General features: G+C 65.0%; 1 pseudogene. It reads right to left on the bottom strand.

The window, feature by feature from the left end:
• Positions 1-237 (bottom strand): annotated as a pseudogene (locus AC5RWT_RS38245) (IS110 family transposase); the annotation flags it as partial.

Here is a 237-nt window from a genome sequence, read left to right as displayed (position 1 = left end):
CTGTGTGTGGAGGTCGAGTACTTCCTGGGCCAGTTCGGCGACCAGCCGGGCACCGATCCGTTGGGCGGGCACCGTGGTGTATTGGGATTTCGCAGCATTGATGGCCCTTTCTGCCACGAGCAGGCTGCTGCGGGTGCGCTGGTTCTTGAGCCAGGCATGGAGGCGTTTCTCTCCGAGCCGGCGCAGGCCGTCGGGCGTGTTGTACCGGGTCAGCAAGAGCAGCGCGCCCTTGGATCT

Source organism: Arthrobacter sp. Dra40 (genome assembly GCF_059091905.1).
The sequence above is the reverse complement of the archived record's forward strand: the minus strand, read 5'-3'. Positions and strand labels throughout refer to the sequence as shown.